This window comes from Bradyrhizobium sp. MI1.11 (genome assembly GCF_055811255.1).
In genome coordinates this window covers 80,808-102,635 of sequence record NZ_JBVVPM010000005.1, presented here as the reverse complement: position 1 = coordinate 102,635, position 21,828 = coordinate 80,808, and the positions used below count along the sequence as shown (strand labels likewise).

At 64.2% G+C, this 21,828-nt stretch carries 22 protein-coding genes and 1 tRNA gene; 18 read left to right on the top strand and 5 right to left on the bottom strand.

Annotation, left to right across the window (positions count from 1 at the left end; translation table 11 throughout):
• Positions 1-132: 132 nt before the first annotated feature.
• Positions 133-209: transfer RNA gene (locus AC0L30_RS07135), tRNA-Met, on the bottom strand.
• Positions 210-521: 312 nt separating this feature from the next.
• On the opposite strand from AC0L30_RS07135, the gene AC0L30_RS07130 reads away from it, so the two are divergent.
• Together AC0L30_RS07130 and AC0L30_RS07125 are read left to right on the top strand one after the other, a co-directional pair.
• A complete protein-coding gene (locus AC0L30_RS07130; RefSeq protein WP_354200474.1) occupies positions 522-2,003 on the top strand; it encodes a coniferyl aldehyde dehydrogenase in 1,482 nt (493 codons plus the stop codon).
• 99 nt (positions 2,004-2,102) lie between these two features.
• A complete protein-coding gene (locus AC0L30_RS07125) occupies positions 2,103-3,701 on the top strand; it encodes a GMC family oxidoreductase (protein ID WP_354200475.1) in 1,599 nt (532 codons plus the stop codon).
• A gap of 153 nt (positions 3,702-3,854) precedes the next feature.
• Here the strand turns inward: AC0L30_RS07125 and AC0L30_RS07120 are convergent, their stop codons facing one another.
• Positions 3,855-4,616 (bottom strand): SDR family oxidoreductase, encoded by a 762-nt coding sequence (locus tag AC0L30_RS07120; RefSeq protein WP_354200476.1) that lies wholly within the window; start codon positions 4,614-4,616, stop codon positions 3,855-3,857.
• Positions 4,617-4,720: 104 nt separating this feature from the next.
• Here AC0L30_RS07120 and AC0L30_RS07115 point away from each other — a divergent pair, with 104 nt between their 5' ends.
• The 3 genes from AC0L30_RS07115 (at position 4,721) to AC0L30_RS07105 (ending at position 7,133) form a co-directional block, all read left to right on the top strand.
• On the top strand, positions 4,721-5,233 hold the full coding sequence (locus AC0L30_RS07115; RefSeq protein WP_007599604.1) for a CvpA family protein: 513 nt from the start codon (positions 4,721-4,723) through the stop codon (positions 5,231-5,233).
• A 131-nt stretch (positions 5,234-5,364) separates the two neighbouring features.
• Positions 5,365-6,147: an SDR family oxidoreductase gene (locus AC0L30_RS07110; protein WP_007599602.1), complete on the top strand. Its 783-nt coding sequence runs from the start codon at positions 5,365-5,367 to the stop codon at positions 6,145-6,147.
• Positions 6,144-7,133, top strand: a complete 990-nt coding sequence (locus AC0L30_RS07105) for an NADPH:quinone reductase (RefSeq protein ID WP_354200477.1) — start codon at positions 6,144-6,146, stop codon at positions 7,131-7,133. Before AC0L30_RS07110 ends, AC0L30_RS07105 begins: the two co-directional genes overlap by 4 nt.
• Before the next feature lie 12 nt (positions 7,134-7,145).
• On the opposite strand, the gene AC0L30_RS07100 is transcribed toward AC0L30_RS07105, so the two are convergent.
• Positions 7,146-7,625, bottom strand: coding sequence for a DUF3775 domain-containing protein (locus AC0L30_RS07100; protein WP_354200478.1), 480 nt, complete (start codon positions 7,623-7,625; stop codon positions 7,146-7,148).
• 123 nt (positions 7,626-7,748) lie between these two features.
• On the opposite strand from AC0L30_RS07100, the gene AC0L30_RS07095 reads away from it, so the two are divergent.
• From AC0L30_RS07095 to AC0L30_RS07060, 8 genes are all read left to right on the top strand, one after another.
• Complete coding sequence (locus tag AC0L30_RS07095; RefSeq protein ID WP_473404086.1) at positions 7,749-8,597, top strand: MBL fold metallo-hydrolase; 849 nt, start codon at positions 7,749-7,751, stop codon at positions 8,595-8,597.
• A 129-nt stretch (positions 8,598-8,726) separates the two neighbouring features.
• Complete coding sequence (locus AC0L30_RS07090) at positions 8,727-9,569, top strand: fumarylacetoacetate hydrolase family protein (RefSeq protein WP_018457567.1); 843 nt, start codon at positions 8,727-8,729, stop codon at positions 9,567-9,569.
• Between the two features lie 136 nt (positions 9,570-9,705).
• Complete coding sequence (locus tag AC0L30_RS07085; protein ID WP_007599593.1) at positions 9,706-10,317, top strand: glutathione S-transferase family protein; 612 nt, start codon at positions 9,706-9,708, stop codon at positions 10,315-10,317.
• A 25-nt stretch (positions 10,318-10,342) separates the two neighbouring features.
• Positions 10,343-11,536, top strand: coding sequence for a serine hydrolase domain-containing protein (locus tag AC0L30_RS07080; RefSeq protein WP_354200481.1), 1,194 nt, complete (start codon positions 10,343-10,345; stop codon positions 11,534-11,536).
• A gap of 16 nt (positions 11,537-11,552) precedes the next feature.
• Positions 11,553-12,422 carry an MBL fold metallo-hydrolase gene (locus AC0L30_RS07075; RefSeq protein ID WP_473404085.1) on the top strand — a complete coding sequence of 290 codons (870 nt, stop codon included), beginning with the start codon at positions 11,553-11,555 and terminating at the stop codon, positions 12,420-12,422.
• Between the two features lie 133 nt (positions 12,423-12,555).
• Positions 12,556-13,707 (top strand): alpha/beta hydrolase, encoded by a 1,152-nt coding sequence (locus AC0L30_RS07070; RefSeq protein ID WP_354200483.1) that lies wholly within the window; start codon positions 12,556-12,558, stop codon positions 13,705-13,707.
• 62 nt (positions 13,708-13,769) lie between these two features.
• Complete coding sequence (mbfA, locus tag AC0L30_RS07065) at positions 13,770-14,741, top strand: iron exporter MbfA (RefSeq protein WP_219682962.1); 972 nt, start codon at positions 13,770-13,772, stop codon at positions 14,739-14,741.
• 208 nt (positions 14,742-14,949) lie between these two features.
• Positions 14,950-16,422 carry an amidase gene (locus AC0L30_RS07060; protein ID WP_473404084.1) on the top strand — a complete coding sequence of 491 codons (1,473 nt, stop codon included), beginning with the start codon at positions 14,950-14,952 and terminating at the stop codon, positions 16,420-16,422.
• A 29-nt stretch (positions 16,423-16,451) separates the two neighbouring features.
• Here AC0L30_RS07060 and AC0L30_RS07055 read toward each other — a convergent pair whose 3' ends face one another.
• On the bottom strand, positions 16,452-16,934 hold the full coding sequence (locus AC0L30_RS07055) for a CinA family protein (RefSeq protein WP_354200486.1): 483 nt from the start codon (positions 16,932-16,934) through the stop codon (positions 16,452-16,454).
• Positions 16,935-17,102: 168 nt separating this feature from the next.
• Here AC0L30_RS07055 and AC0L30_RS07050 point away from each other — a divergent pair, with 168 nt between their 5' ends.
• Genes AC0L30_RS07050 through AC0L30_RS07040 form a run of 3 tightly spaced genes read left to right on the top strand, consistent with a single transcriptional unit; the run spans position 17,103 to position 19,707 of the window.
• Positions 17,103-18,161: an amidohydrolase family protein gene (locus AC0L30_RS07050; protein ID WP_354200487.1), complete on the top strand. Its 1,059-nt coding sequence runs from the start codon at positions 17,103-17,105 to the stop codon at positions 18,159-18,161.
• Between the two features lie 23 nt (positions 18,162-18,184).
• A complete protein-coding gene (locus AC0L30_RS07045; RefSeq protein ID WP_354200488.1) occupies positions 18,185-19,294 on the top strand; it encodes an amidohydrolase family protein in 1,110 nt (369 codons plus the stop codon).
• Positions 19,294-19,707 (top strand): Rieske (2Fe-2S) protein, encoded by a 414-nt coding sequence (locus tag AC0L30_RS07040; RefSeq protein WP_354200489.1) that lies wholly within the window; start codon positions 19,294-19,296, stop codon positions 19,705-19,707. The genes AC0L30_RS07045 and AC0L30_RS07040 overlap by 1 nt, the downstream gene beginning before the upstream one ends.
• Before the next feature lie 34 nt (positions 19,708-19,741).
• Here AC0L30_RS07040 and AC0L30_RS07035 read toward each other — a convergent pair whose 3' ends face one another.
• Positions 19,742-20,641, bottom strand: coding sequence for a transcriptional regulator GcvA (locus tag AC0L30_RS07035; RefSeq protein WP_354200490.1), 900 nt, complete (start codon positions 20,639-20,641; stop codon positions 19,742-19,744).
• Positions 20,642-20,751: 110 nt separating this feature from the next.
• Between AC0L30_RS07035 and AC0L30_RS07030 the strand changes: the two genes are divergently transcribed.
• Both AC0L30_RS07030 and AC0L30_RS07025 read left to right on the top strand, forming a co-directional pair.
• Positions 20,752-20,955 carry a DUF1127 domain-containing protein gene (locus AC0L30_RS07030; protein WP_007599575.1) on the top strand — a complete coding sequence of 68 codons (204 nt, stop codon included), beginning with the start codon at positions 20,752-20,754 and terminating at the stop codon, positions 20,953-20,955.
• A gap of 78 nt (positions 20,956-21,033) precedes the next feature.
• Positions 21,034-21,657 (top strand): GNAT family N-acetyltransferase, encoded by a 624-nt coding sequence (locus tag AC0L30_RS07025; protein ID WP_354159605.1) that lies wholly within the window; start codon positions 21,034-21,036, stop codon positions 21,655-21,657.
• Positions 21,658-21,828 lie beyond the last annotated feature (171 nt).

Sequence of the window (21,828 nt, the reverse complement as noted above, 5' to 3'; positions counted from 1 at the left end):
AACGCTCACCCACCTGAGGCAGCCGCAAGGGATTCGTCGGAGCCCGTGACACTCACGCACGGCTCCCCCCAAAACAAAAATGGCCCGCGCGATGCGGGCCATTTTCGGATCGGGACCGGTAAGGTCCGAACTTGGTTGCGGGGATAGGATTTGAACCTATGACCTTCAGGTTATGAGCCTGACGAGCTACCGGGCTGCTCCACCCCGCGTTAACCGTTGCTTTGCCTTCGTGAAAGTGCCGGGGACGGTGAATGAAGGGCCGGCGCTGTTCGCGTGGCTTGCTTCGTCCGTCCCGAAGGCTTCCTTGGAAGGCAACCCCGGGCAAAGCCCGTTGGGTGCGGGCGGTATGTACCAACCCGGGGTGGCTTTGGAAAGGGCCGCGGGGACGTTTTTTTCGACTTTATGACAGCGTGGTGGACGAATTTGCGGCCTGTTTGGCCCGCCCTTGCCAGAAGTTCCCCAAGGGGCCAGCTTGCTGGCAACAAAACCAGGCGGAAATGCCAGTTCAAGGGGAGAACGCCATGGACCACGCCTTGGGACGTCCCTTGGACGGCCCCTCTGACCGCCCCCTGGACCGGTCCCCGACAAGCGCCCCGCTTCGGGCCCTCGAAGACGCCTTCCATGCCATGGTCGCGCGGTCGCGGGCCGAGCCGGCGCCTGGCCTTGCCGAGCGGCTCGACCGGCTGGCGCGGCTGCGCACTGTCGTCGCCGACAACGAGGAGCGCTTCCGGCAGGCGATCTCGGCCGATTTCGGCCACCGCTGCGCGGTCGAGACCAATATCGCCGAGACCATGATGGTGTTCTCCGAGATCCGTCATGCCACGAAACACCTCAAGAGCTGGACGGCGCCGCAGCGCGTTTCGACGGCGCTGCAATTCATGCCCGCGCGCAACCGGCTGATGCCGCAGCCGCTCGGAGTCGTCGGCATCATCGCGCCGTGGAATTATCCGCTGCAGCTGACGCTCGCGCCCGCGATCGGCGCACTCGCCGCCGGCAACCGCGTCATCATCAAGCCGAGCGAACACGTCGCCCATTTCGCAAGCCTGCTGAAGGAGACGGTCGCCGCGCGGTTCGATGCTGCGGAGTTGCTCGTCACCGGCATCGAGGATGAGGTCGCGAAGGCCTTTGCATCGCTGCCGTTCGATCATCTGGTGTTCACCGGCTCGACACGGGTGGGGCGGCTGGTCGCGGAGGCGGCGGGGCGTAACCTCACGCCCGTCACGCTCGAGCTCGGCGGCAAGTCGCCTGTGATCATCGACGCCTCGGCCGACCTCGAAGAGGCCGCCGAACGCATCGCCTACGGCAAGCTGCTCAATGCCGGGCAGACCTGCATCGCGCCCGACTATGTGCTGGTGCCCGAGCGCTCGCTGCAGGCCTTTGCCGAAAAAGTGCGCGCGCAGATGCGACGCATGTTCGGCACCGACCCCGCCAACAAGGACTACACCTCCGTGATCTCCGACCGGCATTATGCGCGGCTGGAGAATCTCGTCGCGGATGCGGCACGTCGCGGCGCCAAGATCCTGCAGCCGGCGAAGGCGGACGATCCGAACTGGAAGGCGCACCGCAAATTCCCGCCGACGCTGATTGTGGGCGCGACGGAAGAGATGGCGGTCATGCAGGAGGAGATTTTCGGCCCCGTGCTGCCGGTGCTCGGCTATCGCGAACCGGCGGACGCCATCGCCTTCGTCAACGCCCGCGACCGGCCGCTGGCGCTGTACTGGTTCGGCAAGGACCGCATTGCGCGCGACGAGGTGCTGGCGCGCACGGTCTCCGGCGGCGTCACCATCAACGACTGCCTGTTCCACTTCGCGCAAATCAACCAGCCGATGGGCGGCGTCGGCGCATCCGGCACCGGCGCCTATCATGGCGAATGGGGCTTTCGCACCTTCAGCAAGCTGAAGCCGGTGTTCTATCGTTCGAAATTCAACCGGCTCGCCGACCTCTATCCCCCCTACGGCGGCAAGATCGCGCGGCTGGAGAAGATGATGCGGTTCATGTCGTAGGGGTGGTCGTTCCGGGGCGCGAAGCGAACCCGGAACCTCGAGATTCCGGGTTCGATGCTCCGCATCGCCCCGGAATGACGATAAAAGGGGGAAACATCAGTGACGGACACATTCGATTTCGTCGTCGTGGGCGCGGGCTCCGGCGGCTGCGCGGTGGCGGGGCGGCTGTCGGAGGATGCGGGGACATCCGTGGCGCTGCTCGATGCCGGCGGTCGGAACGACAATTGGCGGATCACCACGCCGTTCGGACTCGCTTTGCCGTACAAGGTCGCGAACTGGGGCTTCGATACCGTGCCGCAGAAGGGATTGAACGGCCGTATCGGCTATCAACCGCGCGGCAAGGGGCTCGGCGGGTCCTCGGCGATCAACGCCATGGTCTACATCCGCGGCAACAAATGGGACTACGACCACTGGGCCTCGCTCGGCAATGCCGGCTGGTCGTACGCGGACGTGCTGCCCTATTTCAAGCGCTCGGAGAACAACGCCGATTTCGACGGCGCGTATCATGGCAAGGGCGGCCCGCTGCACGTCAACAGGCTGCGCGCGGACAATCCGATCCATGACGTCTTCCATCAGGCCGCGCGCGAGGCGCAGTTCCGCATCCGCGAGGACTTCAATGCGGAGGACCATGAAGGGCTCGGCAGCTATCAGGTGACCCAGCACAATGGCGAGCGCTGGAGCGCGGCGCGCGCCTATGTGAATCCGCACATGGGCAAGCGCGCGAATCTGCGTGTCGAGACGCAGGCGCATGCCACGCGCATCCTGTTCGAAGGCGGGCGCGCGGTCGGCATCGAATATCTCCAGGGCAAGCAGACAAAACAGCTGCGCGCCCGCCGCGAGGTGATCCTCGCCTCCGGCGCATTCCAGTCACCGCAATTGCTGATGCTGTCAGGCATCGGCGACGGCGAGGCGCTTGCCGCGCACGGCATCGGCGTCGTGCATCATTTGCCGGGCGTTGGACGCAATCTGCAGGACCATCCGGATTTCGTGTTCGTCTACGCCTCCGACTATCCGCACTTCGTCCATTCATCGATCGGACGGCTGCCATCCCTGCTCCGCGCCATCCAGCGCTACCGCCGGGAGCGGCGCGGCCTGATGACCACCAATTTCGCCGAGTGTGGCGGCTTCCTGAAGACCCGAGCCGACCTCGATGTGCCCGACATCCAGCTGCACTTCATCATCGCGATGCTCGACGACCACGGCCGCAAGAAGCACAAGGAGGCGGGCTTTTCATGCCATGTCTGCCTGTTGCGACCGAAGAGCCGTGGCAGCGTCTGGCTGAGAAGCGCCGATCCGCTGGCGGCGCCGATGATCGATCCGAATTTCTTGGGCGAGGCGGAGGATCTCGAGACAATGGTCGCGGGCTTCAAGACCACGCGACGGCTGATGGAGACGCCCGCGATGCGCGCGTTGCAGAAGAAGGACATGTTCACGTCCGATGTGAGAACGGACGACGACATCCGCGCCATCCTGCGCGCGCGGGTCGACACCGTCTATCATCCCGTCGGCACCTGCAAGATGGGCACGGGCGCGATGGCGGTGGTCGATCCGGCGCTGAAGGTGCACGGCGTCGAGGGCCTGCGCGTCGTCGACGCCTCGATCATGCCGACACTGATCGGCGGCAATACCAATGCGCCGACCATCATGATCGGGGAGAAGGCGGCGGATATGATCAGGGCGGAGATGCGGGTAAACTAGCATTGCGCGGGCTACGGCAGCCACTTGCTCCGACCTCGTCCTGAGGAGCGCGCTCTTGCGCGCGTCTCGAAGGACGCACCTCGCACTCATCTTCATCCTTCGAGACGCCGCTTCGCGGCTCCTCAGGATGAGGGCGGAGCGTGCGGCAGCTCCTCAATTCAACAAGAACCCGCCGTCCACCGTCACCACGCTGCCCGTCATGTACCGCGAGGCCTTCGAGGCCAGCAGCAGGATCGCGCCGTCGAGATCGGACTCGGCGCCGATGCGGCGCTGCGGGATGCGCTTGGTCAGGCGCTCGCCCGACGGCGTCGACCAGAACGCGTGGTTCATCTCGGTGTCGATGTAGCCGGGCGCCAGCGCGTTGATGCGGATGTTCTGCCCCGCGAGCTCCAGCGCCATCGCTTTGGTCGCCTGGATGATGCCGGCCTTGGAGATCGCGTAAGGCGACACCGCCTTCAGCACGCCGATGCCGAGCACGGAGGCGATGTTGACGATGTTGCCTGCCTGCTTGCGCGCGATCATGCGGCGCGCGATCTCGGTCGCTAAGAAATAGGCGCCCTTGAGATTGGCGCCGATCACCGCGTCCCAATCGGCCTCGGTCTGCTCGGTCGCGAGCTTTTCGATGGCGATGCCGGCATTGTTGATCAGCACCGTGACCGGGCCGAGCGCGGCTTCCGCGGCATCGACGGCCCTGGCGATCGATGCGGTGTCGGTGACGTCGAGCGCGACGGCTGCGGCACGGCCGCCCTTGCCGCGGATCTCCTCTTCCAGGCTCTTCAGCTTGTCGGTCTGCCGCGCCGCGAGCGCGACGGCCGCGCCATGCGCCGCCAGCACCCGGGCAAATTGCCGCCCCAAGCCCTGGCTCGCACCTGTGACGAGGATGGTTTCCTGACTGACGTCGAATAGGTCCGACATGACGCTTTCCTTGAGCTTTGCAGCCATCAATACAGACGACTTTAACGATCTGAAACCGGAATGATCGGTTCTGCGTTCACTCGTTCCATGGCAGGGTCACGCGCATGAACAGTTTCGATCTCGCCGTCTATGCGGCGTTCGTCATCGCGATCGGCTTCGGTTTCAGGACCGGCCTGCTCGGCAGCGCCATGACGATCCTGGCCTATCTCCTCGCCGCCCCCATCGCCGTCGCGTTGATGCCGCTGATCGTCCCTCAGGTCGCGGGCAATCCGAATGCGCCGCTGTTGCAGAACTGGCTCTGGTTCTTCGTTATCTTCGTGGTGGTCGGCATGCTGTTTGGACATCTCGGCCGGCTGGCGCTGAGCGACACGATACGGCAGGCCGGCATCGGCGACCGGCTTGGCGGCGCAGCCCTCGGCGCCATCAGGGTCGGCCTCGTCGCCACCACCCTGGTGCTGGTGTTCGACCAGATCGTGCCGGCTAACCGCGAGCCGCCGTTTCTCGCCGGTTCGCACCTGCGGCCGCTGTTCTCGACGGTCGGCCGGATGGGCTTCAAGTCGCTGCCGCCGGAGGCGGCCTCCGCGATCGACCGTCTCAAGCAGGAGCGGCACATCTGATGATGCCCGCACATTTGCATCGCCGCGCGAGCGTGCATGCATTTTGATGCGAGCCAATCCCTTATCAGCGGCGCCAAGGTTGGCTAGAATAGCGGCTCTAAAAACCTAGCTGACATTACGGGAGTGAAACAGTGGATCTTGGGATCAAAGGTCGCCGCGCCATCGTCTGCGCATCCAGCAAAGGCCTCGGACGCGCCTGCGCCATCTCGCTGGCCGAGGCCGGCGTTCACGTCACGCTGACCGCGCGCGGCGCCGAGGCCCTGAAGAAGACGGCCGACGACATCCGCAAGGCCTATCCTGATGTGACCGTCACCGAGATCGTCGGCGACATCACGACGCCGGCGGGCCGCGAGGCCGTGCTGAAGGCCTGCCCGGAGCCGGATATCCTGATCAACAATGCCGGCGGACCGCCGCCCGGCGATTTCCGCAACTGGACCCGCGACGACTGGATCAAGGCGATCGACGCCAACATGCTGACCCCGATCGAGCTGATCAAATCGACCGTGGACGGCATGATGACGCGCAAATTCGGCCGCATCGTCAACATCACCTCGGCCGCGGTGAAGGCGCCGATCGACATTCTCGGTCTCTCCAACGGAGCGCGCGCCGGCCTCACCGGCTTCATTGCCGGCCTGTCGCGCAAGACCGTGATCAACAACGTCACCATCAACGGCCTGCTGCCGGGCCCGTTCGAGACCGACCGCCTGCGCAGCACCGCGAAAGGCGAATCCGAGAAGCGCGGCATCACGCCGGACCAGGTTCTGGCCGAGCGCGCCAAGCTCAATCCCGCGGGCCGCTTCGGCGACCCCGACGAGTTCGGCTACGCCTGCGCCTTCCTGTGCGGCGCCAAGGCGGGCTTCATCACCGGGCAGAACCTTCTGCTCGATGGCGGTGCATTCCCAGGAACGCTGTGAGAGCAGTCTGGTACGAGGAGACAGGACCGGCGGCGGACGTCCTCACCTATGGTGAGATGGCGACGCCGGTCGCAGGTCCAGGCGAAGTTCGTGTTCGACTGGAAGCCTCCGGCGTCAATCCGGCCGATGTCGGCCGGCGCGGGGGCAGCTATCGCGCGAAGGAATTTTCGCGTGTCATTCCGAACAGCGATGGCGCGGGCTTTATCGACCAGATCGGCGATGGCGCGACGGGGTTCAAGATCGGCGACAGGGTCTGGCTGTTCAACGGCCAGCGCAACGGCCGCGCCTTTGGCACCGCGGCCGAACATATCGCGCTTGCCGAGCACCTGGTGACGCCGCTGCCGGACAATCTCTCTTTTGCGGAAGGCGCGACGCTGGGCATTCCCGCAATGACGGCGTGGTGCTCCCTGTTTGCGGACGGGCCGATCGTCGGCAAGACCGTGCTGGTCACCGGCGGCGCGGGTGCCGTCGGGCATTACGCCGTGCAACTCGCGAAATGGGGCGGCGCGCAGGTGATCGCGACCGTCAGCTCGGCGATGAAAGGCGAGCAGGCGCGACAAGCCGGTGCCGATCTCGTGGTCAATTACAGGGACGAAGATGTCGTTGCCAAGGCGATGGCCTTCACCGGCGGACGCGGGGTCGACCACTTGGTCGATGTCGATTTCGGCGGCAACATTGCGACGACGCTGAAGTTGATGGCCATGAATTCGACCATCGCGGTCTACGCCACGAATGGCAACCGCACGCCGACCGTGCCGCTACGCGAGTTGATGGAAAAGTGCATCACGCTCCGCTCGCTCGTCTTGTTCGCGCTGCCGCCGGCGCTGCTTGCGGCGGCGCAGGCCGACATCTCGAAATGGCTGGCGGCGGGGCCGCGAATCCACAATGTCGCGGCGCAGTTTGCGCTGTCGGAGACGGCGCAGGCCCATATCGCCGTCGAGAAAGGCGACAAGCTCGGCACCGTGGTCGTTGACTGCGCGCGCTGATATCGGCCGGAATCACCGCTGTTGCTTGGTGGGCTCGTCTTCGTCCCGCTGGCTCGGACTGGATGAATCGGCGACTGGGTTTCCGTCGGTCCAGTCGACGCCGAATTCGTCGAGCCCGTCGGCGAGCAGATCGCCCAGCATCGGCTCACCGAGCAGATAATGCGCCGTCTCGCGCCGGGGACTGCGATACTCGGCGCGCGCCTCCACCGCGCGTGCGCGCAAATCGTCCCAATCGTCGATCGTGCCGTCGCCGCGGCCGAGCCAGGTCAGTGTGACGAGATCGATCTGCTCGTCCTCGTTCATGGCCACGATGAAACTTCCGAGCTCGTTGACGACCGGATCGGAGCCGTCATCCTCGAGGACGTCGACCGCATCGTCATCAGTCGCGTTCGAGCCGGAATCCGGATCGGAATCCGCCTGCTTGACGTCGAATTCACGCGCCTTTTCGATGATGAAGGCGACCTTCTCCGCGGAAATCGCAAGCTCTGGCATGGCTGGCCCTTTGTCTTTCCCTGGGTTCCCGCGATAACGCCGCACCGCGTCAGATGATCCATTGCGCCTGACAGCGAAACTGCGCATGTTCCCCGCCAAAGCAAGAACATGAGGATGCGCCGGATGCAGTGGAAGGTCGGCAGGGTCAAAATCACTGAGGTCGTGGAATTGGAGACGGTCGGCTCGACCCGCTTCATTCTGCCCTTGGCGAGCAATGCAGAAATCCAGAAGCTGCCCTGGCTGATCCCGCATTTCGCCACCGAAGAGGGCCGGCTGAAAATGTCAATCCATTCGCTGGTGGTGGAGACGCCGACGCGCCGCATCGTTGTCGATACCGGGCTTGGCAACGACAAGCAGGGCCGCAACGTCCCGACCTGGAACAATCGCACCACGCCGTTCCTGGAGACGATGATTGCGGCGGGCTTTCCCCCTGACAGCATCGATACCGTGCTGTGCACGCATCTTCATGTCGACCATGTCGGCTGGAACACGAAATGGGTCGACGGCAAATGGGTGCCGACCTTCCCCAACGCGCGCTATGTCTTCGGCAAGACCGAGTATGAGCATTGGCGCGACCATTCCACCGAGCCGGACAAGCAGGCCGTGTTTGGCGATTCCGTGGAGCCGATCGTCGATGCAGACCGGGCCGAGTTGGTCGCGAGCGACCACCGGCTCAGCGACGAGATCAGCATGATCCCAACCCCCGGCCACAGCCCCGGGCATATGAGCATTCTGATCCAGTCGGGAGGCGAGCAGGGACTGCTGACGGGCGACGTCGCCCATCATCCCTGCCAGATGGCGCATCTCGGCTGGTCCTCGACCGCGGATTCCGACCAAAGCCAATCGGCTACGACGCGGCGCAAATTGTTCGGCCGGTTTGCCGACACCCCGACGCTGGTGATCGGCGGGCATTTTTCGGCCGGGCATATCAAGCGGGACAGGGACGCATTCAGGTTCGAGGCGCTGGCCTAGTCTCGTGCCCCGGACGAACCTCCCGAATTGAGAGGGCTGCAATGCGCCCCTCTATGAGCGGTTGAATTTCCCGCCGCCCTGTTCCATGAAGCTGTTCAACCGATCGGTCCATTCCAGGGAGAAACGAGAATGAAGCTTGTTCGTTATGGCGAGAAGGGTGCGGAAAAGCCCGGCCTGATCGACAAATCCGGCCAGTTGCGGGACCTGTCGGCGCATGTGAAGGACCTGACCGGCGAGGCCTATTCGCCCGAGAGCCTGAAGAAGCTGGCGGCGCTCGATCCCGCCTCGCTGCCCGCCGTCTCCGGTAAGCCGCGGTTCGGCGCCCCCGTCACCGGCATGTCGAAATTCGTGGCGATCGGCCTCAACTACAGCGACCACGCCAAGGAGACCGGCGCGGAGATCCCGAGCGAGCCGATCATTTTCATGAAGGCCAACACCTCGCTGTCCGGCCCGAACGACGCCATCGAGAAGCCGCGCGGCTCGACCAAGCTCGACTGGGAGGTCGAGATCGCCGCGATCATCGGCACGCGCGCAAAATACGTCTCTGAAGCCGACGCGCTCAACCACGTCGCCGGTTACTGCGTCTGCAACGACGTCTCCGAGCGCGCCTTCCAGATCGAGCGCCTGGGTCAGTGGACCAAGGGCAAGTCGCACGACACGTTCGGCCCGCTCGGCCCCTGGCTCGCCACCAAGGACGAGATCAAGGACGTGCAGAACCTGCCGATGTGGCTCGACGTCAACGGCCAGCGCCGCCAGACCGGCTCGACCAAGACCATGATCTTCTCGATGGCCAAGTGCATCTCCTATGTCTCGCAGTTCATGACGCTGCTGCCGGGCGACATCATCACGACGGGCACCCCGCCCGGCGTCGGCCTCGGCATGAAGCCGCCGACCTTCCTCAATGTCGGCGACGTCATCACGCTCGGCATCGAGGGCCTCGGCGAGCAGCGCCAGGAGATCGTCGCGGCGTAAGCCGTGGCCCTCTCCCCGTCATTGCGAGCGAAGCGAAGCAATCCAGTAATCCATCCGCGGAGACAGTCTGGATTGCTTCGTCGCAAGTGCTCCTCGCAATGACGAACTAAAACTTTCATTTTTTTGGATACTCGCCATGAAGCTCACCTTCTCCCCCGCCTCGCCCTTCGCCCGCAAGGTGCGCATCGCCGCAATCGAGCTCGGGCTGATCGACAAGATCGAGTTCACGCCGGCAGCCGTCGCGCCCGGTACGGCCAACGAGGACTATTCGAAGATCACGCCGCTGAAGAAGCTGCCGGTGCTGATCACCAATGACGGCGATGTCATATTGGACTCCTACGTCATCGTCGAATATCTCAACGAGATGGCCGGCGGCAGCCTGATCCCCGATTACGGTCCGCGGCGCTGGAAGGCCAAGACCAATCACGCCCTGATCAACGGCATGCTCGATTCCATGCTGCTGTGCCGCTACGAGAAGATGGTGCGGCCGCAGGGCCTGCAATGGCAGGCGTGGTCGGACGACCATTGGAACCGGGCCTGGACCGGAATGGCGCGCTTCGAGAACATGCCCGAGGTGCTGAACGGCCCCTTCGACATCTCGCAGATCGGCCTCGTCTGCGTGCTCGGCTATGCCGACTTCCGCTTTGCCGATTGCGGCTGGCGCAAGGCCTATCCGAAGCTCGACGCGTTCCACCAGAAGATGCTGGAGCGGCCCTCCGTGAAGATCTCGGTGCCGCCGGCGGCGTAGTATCGCGACTGCGGGGAGAAGGATGATGCGCGATCGCTTCCCCCGCCTCAGCATTCTCGGCGCGAGCCTCATGCTCGCGTTGACCGTCTCAACCACTTCCGTGCAAGCCGACGGCATGGTGCCTGGACAGCGAAACCTCGCCTGCGAGCCGCCATCGTCAACCGACGACGGCTGGACGACTGCGTCGCCCGACAGCGTCGGCATGGACGGCGCAAAACTTTGCGGGATCGCCGCACGACTCGAACAACGCGCGACTTCGGTTCATTCGGTTGTCGTGGCGCGCCACGGCAAGCTCGTCTTCGAGCAATACTTCGCCGGCTACGATCAACCCTGGGGACAACCGGAAGGCCAGCACGAATTCACCGCGACGACGAAGCACGACATGCGTTCGGCATCGAAGAGTGTCGTTTCGCTGCTCATCGGTATCGCGATCGATCGCAAGCTGATCGAAGGCGTCGACGAACCTGTGCTCAAATTCTTCCCCGACCATCAGGCGGTGAAGCAGGCGGGCTGGGAGGCCATCACGCTGCGCCATCTGCTGACGATGTCCTCGGGAATGAAATGGGACGAGGCGCGGGCATGGACCGATCCGAACAACGACGAGCCGCATCTCACCTTTGAAGCCGATCCGATTGATTATGTGCTCGGAAGGCCGGTCGCCGCGCCGCCGGATGTGCTCTGGACCTATAATGGCGGCGGGACTGAACTGCTCGGCAATATCCTTGAACGCGTCTCGGGCAAGCCGCTGGAGACGTTTGCGCGCGAGGCGCTGTTCCAGCGGCTCGGGATCGCCGATTTCGTGTGGAAGGCCTACCCGAAGAACGGCAAGATCGCGGCGGCCGCCGGCCTGCGCTTGCGTCCGCGAGATGCCGCCAAGCTCGGCCAGCTCGTGCTCGATCGCGGCCAGTGGAACGGCCAACAAATCGTCTCGGCCGATTGGATTGCACAATCGATCGCACCGCGCTTCCAGGCGATCGGCTATTTCGGCGGCACGCTGTTCTACGGCTATCAATGGTGGATGGGCCGCTCGCTGGCCGGCGGGAGGGAAATCAAATGGGTTGGCGCCTTCGGCTGGGGCGGACAACGCATTTTCATCGTGCCCGAGCTTGATCTCGTCATGATGACCACCGCTGCCCAATACGGCCAGCCGAAGGAAGGGCTGGCCGCGATCGACGTCCTCTCCAACATCGTCATTCCATCCGTGCGTGACGCACGCTGAGTGCAAGGAAGCGAGCATGAGCCTGAAATACGCGGTTGGCGACCTCACCATCCATCGCGTCGTCGAGCAGGAAACCTCGTTCGTGCCGGCGCTGGAGATGTTGCCGGGGCTGACACCGGAGCTGCTGGCTGAGAACCGGGCGTGGATGAGGCAGGCGAAAGCCCTGGATGACAGCGACACGTTGATGCTGTGCTTCCAGTCCTATGTGATCAAGACGCCGCACCACACCATTCTGGTCGACAGCTGCATCGGCAACGACAAGCCGCGGCCGCAGCGTCCGAAATGGAACATGAAGACCGACGACACCTATCTGCGCGGACTCAACGCTGCCGGATTCTCGCCTGACGACATCGACTTCGTGATGTGCACGCATCTGCATGTCGATCACGTCGGCTGGAACACGCGGCTGGAGAACGGCCGCTGGGTGCCGACTTTCCCCAACGCGCGCTACGTCTTCGCCAAGCAGGAATTCGATCATTGGACCGAGCAGAACGCGAAGGCAGAAGTGCCGCCCTTCGTGGACAGCGTGCTGCCGGTGGTCGAGGCCAAACGCCACGAGCTCGTCGGCAACGATCACCAGATCGGCGACCACGTTCGTATTCTGCCGACGCCGGGCCACACGCCGGGCCATATCGCCATCACCATGGGACACGGCAAGGACGACGCTGTGCTCTCCGGCGACCTCATGCACTCGCCGATCCAGACGCTCTATCCGGAGCTGTCGGTCAAGTTCGACCTCGATCAGGCCAGGGCGGCAGCAACGCGCCGCAGCTTCCTGGAACGCTATTGCGACACCGACACGCTGTGCTGCACCGCGCATTTCCCCTCGCCTTCGGCGGGGAAGATCCGGCGCAAGGGCAGCGGCTTCGTCTGCGCGGCGGTGTGATCTAGCCGATATCCCGTAGGGTGGGCAAAGCGAAGCGTGCCCACCATGCCAAACGCGTTATAGAATGATGATGGGCACGGCGCGCGAAGCGCGCCTTTGCCCACCCTACGATTCCACCCGTGTGGAGAAAGCAATGACCGACCTCCCCGAGATCCCTCTCCCCGCCGGCATCCGCTCACGCTATGTCGACGATATCAACGGCTTGCGCATGCATGTGCTGGAGGCCGGCTTCGAGACCAAGGGGCGGCCCTGCATCCTGCTGCTGCACGGCTTTCCCGAGCTAGCCTTCTCCTGGCGCAAGGTGATGCCGGCGCTCAGCTCGGCCGGCTATCACGTGATCGCCCCGGACCAGCGCGGCTATGGCCGGACGACGGGATGGAGTGCGGAGTATGACGGCGACCTCGCGCCGTTTTCGCTCTTCAACCTGGTGCGGGATGCGCTCGGGCTGGTGTCGGCTTTCGGGTACAGGCAGGTCGATGTGGTCGGACATGATTTCGGCAGCCCAGTCGCGGCCTGGTGCGCGCTGATGCGGCCCGACGTGTTCCGTTCGGTGGCGATGATGAGCGCGCCGTTCGGCGGAGCGCCGCCGCTGCCGTTCAACACGATCGACGCGCCGGCAAAGCCACCGTCCGAAGACCCCGTGCATCGCGAGCTCGCCGCCTTGCCGCGTCCACGCAAGCATTATCAGTGGTACTATGCGACACGCCCGGCCAATGCCGACATGCACCGCGCGGCGCAGGGCGTGCATGATTTCCTGCGGGCCTACTATCACCATAAGAGCGCGGACTGGACCGACAACAAGCCATATCCGCTGAAGTCCTGGTCGGCGAATGAGCTTGCGAAGCTGCCGACCTATTATGTGATGGACCTGAACGAGACCATGGCCGAGACGGTCGCAAAGGAGATGCCCTCGCCGTCCGCGATCGCCGCCAATCAATGGCTGCCCGACCGCGAGCTCGGCTACTACAGCGCCGAATATGGCCGCACTGGATTCCAGGGCGGCCTGCAATGGTATCGCTGCGGCACATCGGGTGCGTTCAACAACCAGCTCCAGTTGCTAGCCGGCCGCACCATCGACGTCCCCTCCTGCTTCATCTCGGGCAAGCAGGATTGGGGCACCTACCAGCGTCCCGGCGTGTTCGAGGCCATGCAGGCGCGGGCCTGCACGAAGCTGCTCGGCTGCCGCCTCGTCGACGGCGCCGGTCACTGGGTGCAGCAGGAGCAGCCGGCCGAGGTAAGCCGACTGCTACTCGATTTCCTAGCAAAGAGCCGCGGCGTGGTTTGACCCGGGAACCCAAGCGCCCTATATAGTTTAGAATTGTTCTAAACTAATCAGACAGGGCCGCCGTGAAGAATTTTGCCGATCTGACCGAACGCGAGGTGCTTGCGGTCGCGATCTCCTCCGAGGAGGAGGACAGCCGCATCTACATGAGCTTCGCCGAAGACCTGAAGGAGCGCTATCCGGACTCCGCCAAGATCTTCGAGCAGATGGCCGAGGAAGAGCGCGGCCATCGCCACATGCTGCTGGAAATGTACGAGCAGCGCTTCGGTCCGCATTTGCCCCCGATCCGCCGCGAGGATGTCAAAGGCTTCCTGCGCCGCCGTCCGGTCTGGCTCACCAAAAACCTGCCGCTCGACACCATCCGCAGGGAAGTCGAGACAATGGAATTGCAGGCCGAGCGCTTTTACGTGAAGGCCGCTGAACAGGCGCAAGATGTCGGCGTGCGCCGCCTGCTCGGCGATCTGGCCGAAGCCGAGAAAGGCCACGAAGAGGTGGCGGCGAAGCTGACAGACCAGATCCTGAGTTCAGACGTGCGCGCCGAGGAAGACCGCACCAACCGGCGCATGTTCGTGCTGCAATATGTGCAGCCAGGTCTCGCCGGCCTGATGGACGGCTCGGTTTCGACGCTGGCGCCGCTGTTTGCGGCTGCCTTCGCCACGCATCAGAATTGGCAAACATTTCTGGTCGGCCTCGCCGCCTCGATCGGTGCCGGCATCAGCATGGGTTTTGCGGAAGCGCTGTCCGACGACGGCTCGCTAACCGGACGTGGTTCGCCCTGGCTGCGCGGTCTCACCTGCGGCTTGATGACGACGCTCGGCGGGCTTGGGCACACCCTGCCCTATCTCGTGCCCGACAGCTGGGCCAACGCATTCTGGATCGCCACCGGAATTGCCGGAATTGTCGTGTTCTTCGAATTGTGGGCGATCGCCTTCATCCGCGCGCGCTACATGGACACGCCGTTCCTCCAGGCCGTGTTCCAGATCGTGCTCGGCGGCGCGATCGTGCTGGCGGTGGGGATTTTGATCGGAGCGGCGTAGGCCTCCACTCCTGGCGTCATGCCCCGCGAAGGCGGGGCATCCAGTACGCCGCGGCCTATCGTTTCAATCACAGCCGTCTCGGCGTACTGGATCGCCCGGTCAAGCCGGGCGATGACAGCTAGCGGCACAGCAATCGCGATCAAACAACCGTTGCGGCCTTCCGCCAAACTGCGCATCATCGTTCGACAAGAAGAACAGGAGATGCGCCATGGCCAAATCCGAATGGAGCTTCAAGAGCGCGGTCGAACTGTCGGCCGCGTTGACCGCCAAGAAGGTTTCCGCGGTCGAGCTCACCCGCGATGCGATCGATCGCATCGAACGGCACGACGGCAAGGTCAATGCGATCTGCGTGCGGGATTTTGATCGCGCGCTGGACGCCGCACGCGAGGCGGACGCCGCATTGGCGCGCGGCGAGCGCAAGCCGCTGCTCGGCCTGCCGATGACGATCAAGGAATCCTTCAACATCGCCGGCCTGCCCACGAGCTGGGGCTGGACGCCGCAGAAAGATTTCAGGCCGCCGGAGGATGCGCTGTCGATCGCCCGGGTGAAGGAGGCCGGTGGCGTTATCCTCGGCAAGACCAACGTGCCCGTAGGGTTAGCTGATTGGCAGAGCTACAACGAGATCTACGGTACGACCAACAATCCATTCGATCTCGGCCGCACGCCGGGTGGCTCGTCGGGCGGCTCGTCTGCGGCGCTCGCGACGGGCTATGGACCACTCTCGCTCGGGTCCGACATCGGCGGCTCGCTGCGCGTGCCCGCCTTCCACTGCGGGGTCTATGCGCACAAGCCGACCTACAATCTCTGTCCAACGCGCGGCCACACGCCGCCGCCCTTTCCGGCCATCCCGATGGAGCGCGACATGGCGGTGATCGGTCCGATGGCGCGGAGCGCAGTCGACCTGCCCCTGCTCCTGGACGTGATGGCAGGCCCCGATCCGTTGGACCTGGGCATCGGATACAAGCTCGCGCTGCCGGAGGCGCGACACCGCGCGCTGAAGGATTTCCGCGTGCTGGTGATCGACAGCCATCCGCTGCTGCCTGCGAATGCCGATATTCGCAGCACGATCGAGAAGCTGGCGAAACAATTGGCGGGCGCAGGTGCAAGCATCACGCGGGAAAGCCCTCTGTTTCCCGACTTCACCGATGCCTCTCGCCTCTACATGCGCATGCTGATGAGCTTCCTCGGCGCCTTCCTTCCGCCGGACGATCTCGCGGGCGCGCGTGCCGGTGCAGCGCAGCTCTCGCCCGACGACAAGAGCCTCGCTGCCGAACGGCTGCGTGGTATCACCAGCACGCATCAGGCCTGGGTGTTCGACGAAGGCGCCCGCGCCGGCCTACGCGCGCAATGGCGACACCTGTTCAGGACATTCGATGCGGTGATCTGTCCGATCATGCCCACGCCGGCCTATCCGCATGATAATTCGCCGGAGCAGGAAAAGCGCCGGATCAATATCGACGGCAAGGACCACGCCTATCCGGACCAGCTTGCGTGGCCCGGCATTGCCACGCTGACGGGCCTGCCGGCAACGGCTGTTCCACTCGGCCTGTCGAAGGACGGGCTGCCGGTCGGCGTGCAGATCATCGGGCCCTTCCTCGAGGACCGGACGCCGCTCAAGCTCGCCGAGCTGATCGAACGCGAGTTCGGCGGGTTCGTGCCGCCGAAGATGTTCGACGATTGATGCGTTCGTCGTTGCGACGGCGCGCCAGGTCACTGCTCCAGATTCTTCAGCAGCAATTTCAGCGCTGTCGCCGCAAACATCTGCATATTGGCCAAGCGGTCGTTGCTGCACGTCTCCAGTGTCATCACCTCAACTGCGGGCCCGGCAACCGCCATGCAGCTGTGGCCCGCCGCATCGCCGTAGCGATTGCCGGTGGGACCGGACGCGCCGGTCTCGGACAGGCCCCAGTCGCAGTTGAAACGGCTGCGCATCCGCTCGGCCAACAGTTGCGCGTAGGGCTCCGACGAGGAACGAAAGCCCTTCATTCCTTCGTCCGAAATATCCATCAGCACGCGCCTGGCATCGCGGGTGTAGACCACGGCGCCGCCGAGGAAATAAGCGGACGCGCCGGGTACCGCGAGAAGGCTGGCCGAGATCAGGCCGCCGGTCGAGGATTCCGCCACGGCAATTGTCTGTTTGCGCACGATCAGTTTCGCTGCGACCTGTTCCGCAACGCCGACGAGCTCTTTCATTCCTTGACCCCTTATGCCTTCGCAACCGAGCTCGGCCTTTCTAGCATATGACAGCGGCCTTGGCCGAGTTGCAGCCAACGGGCAGGCCTGCTTGAATGGCAGTCAAGAGGCGGAGCGGCCAAGCGCCGCCCGCGAGAAGACGCGACGAGGAAACGTGAAGGACACGTCATGGCGTCCCTGATCGCTGGCGGGGTGGATTGCGATGTGCATCCGGCCGTGCCGCATCTGACCAGCCTGCTGCCGTACCTGAACGACTATTGGCGCGATCAGGTGACGACGCGCGGCATGGTCGATCTCATCTCGCAATCCTACCCGCAGAACTCGCCGATCACGGCGCGGCCCGACTGGCGCCCCGAAAGCGGCAAGCCGGGCGAGAGCCTTGCGGACATGCAGCGCCATGTGCTCGATCCCTTTCAGCTCTCGCATGCCATCTGCAATCCGCTCTATGGCGTGCAGATGGTGTTTTCCGAGGATCTGCAGGCCGCCTTCTGCCGCGCACTGAACGTCTGGCTCGTGAAGGAATGGCTCGATCGCGACCCGCGGCTGCGCGGCTCGATCGTGATCCCCACCCAAAGCGTCGAGAAGGCCGTCGCCGAGATCGAGCGCTGTGCGGCGGATCGCCGCTTCGTGCAGGTGCTGATGCTGGTGATGGGCGATACGCCGCTCGGAAAGCGCGCGCTCTGGCCGATCTATGAGGCGGCAGAACGGCTGGAATTACCGATCGGCATTCATGCCGGTTCCGCCTATCACAATCCGCCGACCGCCGTGGGCTGGGGTTCCTACCACATCGAGGATTATGCCGGTCAGGCCCAGGCGTTCCAGACCCAGCTCACCAGCCTGATCGTCGAGGGCGTGTTCGCCAAATATCCGCGACTGAAGATGGTGATGCTGGAATCTGGCGTGTCCTGGATCTCCCCATTTCTGTGGCGCCTGCACAAGTTCTGGCGTGGGGTGCGGATGGAGACGCCATGGGTCGATCGCGCGCCGCTGGACATTGTGCGCAGCAACATCCGCTTCTCGTTACAGCCATTCGATGCGCCGCCGGACGAGACGACATTAATTCGCCTGTTTGATCATATGCAGTCGGACGAATTGGTCGTATTCTCCACCGACTATCCGCACTGGCAGTTCGACGGCCAGGAGGCGCTGCCCGCAGGTCTCACCCCCGATCTCGTGCGCAAGATCATGATCGATAATCCGCATGCGACCTATCCCCGCCTGACTTAGCCGCTGCCAAAGGAGGCAAGGCGATGAATATTCAGTTCCGCGAAAGCTCCGAAGCCGCTTCCCCACTGACCGTCAAAACCGCAATCGCGGACTGCGACATCCATCCGGCACGCGCGACCCGCGCCGAACTCTATCCTTACCTCGCCAAACGCTGGCAGCATCATCTCGAAGTCTACGGCGTCCATGCCTATCAGGGCATGATGGAAGGTCCGCCCTATCCGAAGGCCCAACCCAACGCCTCGCGCCGCGACGCCTATCCGCCGGAAGGCGGGCCGCAGGGCTCCTCGCTGTCCTTCATGCAGAAGCAGCTGCTCGATCCCAACAACGTTCAGCTCGGCGTGCTCAATCCGCTCAACACCGGGCAGGGCATCCGCAACCACGAGCTCTCGGCCGCCTTGTGCTCGGCGATCAACGACTGGCAGATCGACAAATGGACCAGCAAGGACAAGCGGCTGAAGGCGTCCATCGTCGTCGGCAATGAGGACGGCCTGTCGGCCGCCGCGGAAATCCGCGAGCGCGCCGGCGACAAGAATTTCGTCCAGGTGCTGCTGCTCAGCCGCAATGTCGAGCCGCTCGGCCAGCGCCGCTACTGGCCGATCTATCAGGCCGCGGAAGAGGCCGGCCTTCCCGTCGGCGTCCACGCCTTCGGCTTCGGCGGCAATCCGATCACGCCGTCGGGCTGGCCTTCCTACTACATCGAGGAGATGGTCGGCCACTCGCAATGCCAGCAATCGGCGCTGGCGAGCCTTGTTTTGGAGGGCGTGTTCGAGCGCTTCCCGAAATTGAAGATGGTGATGATCGAGGCCGGCTTCGGCTGGGCGCCGTCGCTGGCGTGGCGGCTCGACAAAGTCTGGCAGCGGCTGCGGAGCGAGGTGCCGCATGTCAAACGGCCGCCGTCGGAATATATCCGCGAGCAGGTGTGGTGGACGACGCAGCCGATGGAGGATCCGGAGCGGCGCGAGGATCTGTTCGACGTCATCAAGTGGATCGGCTGGGACCGGCTGCTGTTCGCCACCGACTATCCCCATTGGGATTATGACGAGCCGTCGCGCGTGTTGCCCGCGGGCGTCAGTGACGACAACCGCGAGGCGTTCTATCTCGGCAATGCGAAGAAGCTGTACGGGATCGCTTGATGGCGCGGCATGTGATTGCCGCGGTCGATGAGCTTCCGCCCGGCACGCGAAAATTTCTGGAGATCGACGGACGGCCGATCGCAATCTTCAACATCAAGGGTGAATATTTCGGCCTGATGAACCGCTGCCCGCATCAGGGCGCGGCGCTGTGCGAGGGACCCTTGATCGGGCTCGCGCAATCGAAGGATCCGGGCGAGATCGAATATACCAAGCTCGGCGAGATCATTCGCTGCCCCTGGCATGGCTGGGAGTTCGACATCCGTACCGGCCAGTCTTACTGCGACCCCCGCCGCTTCCGCGTGAAGGCCTACCCGGCTCATGTCGAGCCGGGTGCGAGCGTGGTGAAGGGGCCGTATGTCGCCGAGACTGTCACGGTGAAGGTCGAGAGCGATTACGTCGTGGTGGAGTTGTAGCGAAGCAGGTGGCCGGACATGCGCCGGCACGATATCAGGCTTTATTCCGCGTTGCGGCGATCATCCAGTCGCGGAATGCGGCGAGCTTCGGCGCTTCGCGGCGGCCCTCCGGCGCGACGAGGTAGAAGCCGGCATCGGCCGGCAGCGCGATCTTGAAAGGAACGACGAGCCGGCCCTTGGCGATGTCGTCCTGGACGTAGGAGGTCCGCCCCATCGCCACGCCGATGCCGTCGATCGCGGCCTGGACGGTCATGAAGATCATGTCGAAGGTGATGCCGGGCTGCCTGGCGATGTCGGCCGGCAGACCGGCCGCCGTCAACCACAGCCGCCAGTCGTCGCTGTTGGCGTTGGAGGTGTGCAGCAGCATGTGGCTCTTGAGGTCCTCGGGACAGCGCAACGGCTTGTCACCGCGCAAAAGAGACGGGCTGCACACCGGAAACAGCTCGTCGGCCATCAGCCAGTCGGCGCGCAAGCCCGGCCACTGGCCGCGGCCATAGCGGATCGCGGCATCGACATTGTCGCGCTGGAAGTCGACGAGGCTGGTCGAGGTGGTGATGCGGACGTCGATGCCGGGATGGTGCTCCTGGAAATCGGTCAGCCGCGGCAGCAGCCATTTTGCGGCAAGCGAGGCCAGCGTCGAGACCGTCAGCACCTTGTCGTCGTCCTTGCGCAGCAGCCGGTCGGTGGCAAGGCGAAGGTCGTTGAAGGCGGCGCGGACGCCTGGCAGATAGTCGCGCGCCTCGGCCGTCAGCGCCAGCGCGCGGTTCTGGCGGACGAACAGGCGGATGCCGAGCTCCTCCTCCAGCCTGCGGATCTGATGGCTGATCGCGGTCTGGGTCACGTTCAGCTCGGACGCCGCCAGCGTGAAGCTGAGATGGCGCGCGGCGGCCTCAAAGGCCCGCAATCCATTCAGGGAGGGCAATCTGGCAGTCATCTGGCAGCAGGATACATGACGTTATTTCATGCGAAAGAGTACAAATTGTCGTTTGTCGCAGTGCACTCGGAAGCCGATATTAGGGGTCAACTTAGCTCCAGGAGCTGACAATGTCTACTTTGACCCAGAATTCGATGACAAATCATCATGCGCCAGGGCTGATCCACCAGATCGGCGAGACCCTTCACGTCTGGCACGAGCGCTACCGGACCCGGCGTGAGCTCACCAACTGGTCCGCGCGTGACCTCCAGGACGTCGGGCTGTCCTGGAGCGATGTGGCCTATGAGGCCGACAAACCCTTCTGGCGGGCCTGATTGGCCGCCAGGCCGGCGCCGCCTGACTGTGGGGGCGCCGGCGGTCCCTTTCCCTTTGGTCCCCTTGGGGCGCGTGTCATGAGCACTCTTCGCCTGGAAGATCTGAAGCAGTATTCGGACACGCTGCGCACGCGACACGGCGAGGCGCTGCGCGTTCGCTTCGTCGAACCGCGCGACACCGAGGAGCTCCAGCACTATTTTCGCTCGCTCTCGACGCGGTCCCGTTACAACCGCTTCTTCGGCGCGATCAGCGAACTGCCGCAGGGCCTGCTGCACGAATTCCTCCAGGTCGGCGAGCGCGAGCGTTTTACCGTGGTGGCGACCATGATGGTCGACGGCTTCGAGACCATCGTCGCCGAAGCGCGCTACGCACTGCATGCCGAAACCGCGACGCTTGAATTCGGTCTGTCGGTTGCCGACCGCTGGCAGGGCCACGGCATCGCCACCGTGCTGATGAAGAATCTCGAATGCCGCGCGGCCGCGCTTGGCGCCGACCACATGTTCGGCGACACGCTGCGCTCCAACGCGGCCATGATCTCGCTCGCGCGCAAATCGGACTTCGCCTTCGTCAATCATCCTGACGACTGGAAGCTGGTGCGCTTCGACAAGGAGATTTCCGTCGCACCGAAGGACATTCCCTGCGCGAGTTGGCGTCTCGTTGCCCTTTCCCGTCAGGCCGATAGCCCCTCAGCCTCGGTCTGACACCACTCGAGCCCGGCTCTGGTCAAACAGCGCCGGGCTTTTTTTATTCTTCGTAGCCCGGATGGAGCGAAGCGCAATCCGGGTTTCGGGCTTCAGCTGAAGCGTGCCCGCGGTTTGGGTGGGGGAAACCCGGGGCCACACCCCACAAAGAGGGGGTTTAACCCCAGGGGG

Bases quoted from the DNA above. Each gene is read 5' to 3' on its own strand.
- AC0L30_RS07130 (WP_354200474.1), top strand. From the start codon at position 522: ATGGACCACGCCTTGGGACGTCCCTTGGACGGCCCCTCTGACCGCCCC.
- AC0L30_RS07120 (WP_354200476.1), bottom strand. From the start codon at position 4,616: ATGTCGGACCTATTCGACGTCAGTCAGGAAACCATCCTCGTCACAGGT.
- AC0L30_RS07115 (WP_007599604.1), top strand. From the start codon at position 4,721: ATGAACAGTTTCGATCTCGCCGTCTATGCGGCGTTCGTCATCGCGATC.
- AC0L30_RS07100 (WP_354200478.1), bottom strand. From the start codon at position 7,625: ATGCCAGAGCTTGCGATTTCCGCGGAGAAGGTCGCCTTCATCATCGAA.
- AC0L30_RS07095 (WP_473404086.1), top strand. From the start codon at position 7,749: ATGCAGTGGAAGGTCGGCAGGGTCAAAATCACTGAGGTCGTGGAATTG.
- AC0L30_RS07090 (WP_018457567.1), top strand. From the start codon at position 8,727: ATGAAGCTTGTTCGTTATGGCGAGAAGGGTGCGGAAAAGCCCGGCCTG.
- AC0L30_RS07085 (WP_007599593.1), top strand. From the start codon at position 9,706: ATGAAGCTCACCTTCTCCCCCGCCTCGCCCTTCGCCCGCAAGGTGCGC.
- AC0L30_RS07080 (WP_354200481.1), top strand. From the start codon at position 10,343: ATGCGCGATCGCTTCCCCCGCCTCAGCATTCTCGGCGCGAGCCTCATG.
- AC0L30_RS07075 (WP_473404085.1), top strand. From the start codon at position 11,553: ATGAGCCTGAAATACGCGGTTGGCGACCTCACCATCCATCGCGTCGTC.
- AC0L30_RS07070 (WP_354200483.1), top strand. From the start codon at position 12,556: ATGACCGACCTCCCCGAGATCCCTCTCCCCGCCGGCATCCGCTCACGC.
- AC0L30_RS07060 (WP_473404084.1), top strand. From the start codon at position 14,950: ATGGCCAAATCCGAATGGAGCTTCAAGAGCGCGGTCGAACTGTCGGCC.
- AC0L30_RS07055 (WP_354200486.1), bottom strand. From the start codon at position 16,934: ATGAAAGAGCTCGTCGGCGTTGCGGAACAGGTCGCAGCGAAACTGATC.
- AC0L30_RS07050 (WP_354200487.1), top strand. From the start codon at position 17,103: ATGGCGTCCCTGATCGCTGGCGGGGTGGATTGCGATGTGCATCCGGCC.
- AC0L30_RS07045 (WP_354200488.1), top strand. From the start codon at position 18,185: ATGAATATTCAGTTCCGCGAAAGCTCCGAAGCCGCTTCCCCACTGACC.
- AC0L30_RS07040 (WP_354200489.1), top strand. From the start codon at position 19,294: ATGGCGCGGCATGTGATTGCCGCGGTCGATGAGCTTCCGCCCGGCACG.
- AC0L30_RS07035 (WP_354200490.1), bottom strand. From the start codon at position 20,641: ATGACTGCCAGATTGCCCTCCCTGAATGGATTGCGGGCCTTTGAGGCC.
- AC0L30_RS07030 (WP_007599575.1), top strand. From the start codon at position 20,752: ATGTCTACTTTGACCCAGAATTCGATGACAAATCATCATGCGCCAGGG.
- AC0L30_RS07025 (WP_354159605.1), top strand. From the start codon at position 21,034: ATGAGCACTCTTCGCCTGGAAGATCTGAAGCAGTATTCGGACACGCTG.